Here is a 1,396-nt window from a genome sequence, read left to right as displayed (position 1 = left end):
GCGACGCCGGGTCGGATCTCCTGGTTGCACCCCGGGCAGCGGTAGGTCTTGGCCGCCGCGGACCCGCTGATCGACCGCACCGCCCACCGTCGGCCGGCCCGCTCCACGTAGGACAGGGCGCCGCCGAACAGCGGACGGGTCTCCCCGTCCGCTGCCCGTCGGTTGCGTCGTGCCATGCCCTCAGCTGTAGTCGCGGAACCCGTGCTTGGTCTTGCGCCCGAGCCGGCCCGCCGTCACGAGGTGCTCGAGCAGCGGCGCCGGCGTGAAGCCCGGCACGCGGAACTCCTGGTAGAGCGAGCGCTCGATCGCCAGCGACACGTCCAGGCCGACCACGTCGAGCAGCGCGAACGGCCCCATGGGCAGGCCGCACCCGTTCTTCATCGCCGAGTCGATGTCGTCGACGGTGGCGTAGTGCGCCTCGAGCATCGACACGGAGTCGTTGAGGTAGGGGAACAGCAGCGCGTTCACGATGAAGCCGGCGCGGTCGCCGCAGAGCACCGGGTTCTTCTTGATCCGCGCGCACAGCGCCCGCACGGTCGCGGTGACCTCGGGGGCCGTCGTGATCGGCGAGACGACCTCGACCAGCTTCATCACCGCGGCCGGGTTGAAGAAGTGCATGCCGATGACGTCGCTGGGCCGGGAGGTCGCCGCGGCGCACTCCACGACCGGCAGCGACGAGGTGGTCGTCGCGAGGATCGTGCCGGGCTTGCACACCTCGTCGAGCGCGGAGAACGCCGCCTGCTTGACCTCGAGGTCCTCGGCGATGGCCTCGACGACGATGTCGCACTCGGCCAGGCCCGAGAAGTCGACCGTGGTGCTGATGCGCCCGAGGGTCTCGTCGCGGTCGGCCTCGCTGAGCTTGCCCTTGACGACGGCCTTCTCCAGCGACTTGCGCACCGCGGCCACGGCGCCCTCGCCCTTGGACTCCGAGCGCCCGCGCACGACGACGTCGTACCCGGACTTCGCGAAGACCTCGGCGATGCCGGTGGCCATCGTGCCGGTGCCGACCACGCCGACGCGGCTGATCGGCCGCAGCGTGGCGTCGTCGGCGCCGGGCGGCGGCGGGGTGAGGGCGTCGGCCACCACCTCGGACGACCCGGGCTCGGCGTAGGTGTAGAAGCCGCGACCGCTCTTCCGGCCCAGCAGGCCCGCGGTGATCATCTGCTTGAGGATCGGGGCCGGCGCGTGCCGCTGGTTGCGCGACTGCCGGTACATCTCCTCGAGGATCTCGTAGGCGGTGTCCAGGCCGATGAGATCCATCAGCGCGAGGGGGCCCATCGGGTAGCCGCAGCCGTACTTCATCGCGGCGTCGAGGTCCTCGCGCCCGGCGTAGTGCGACTCGAACATGCCGACGGCCTGGTTGAGGTAGGTGAACAGCAACTGGTTCGCGATGAAC

The 1,396-nt window shown here is 70.8% G+C and carries 1 protein-coding gene; it reads right to left on the bottom strand.

Annotation, left to right across the window (positions count from 1 at the left end):
- Window positions 1-180: 180 nt before the first annotated feature.
- Window positions 181-1,396 (bottom strand): 3-hydroxyacyl-CoA dehydrogenase family protein (locus tag AC0CYZ_RS19705; protein WP_472218399.1); only part of this gene is annotated, 1,216 nt, incomplete at its 5' end.

The organism is Actinomycetospora sp., assembly GCF_055612215.1.
This window is presented reverse-complemented; position numbering and strand designations above follow the sequence as displayed.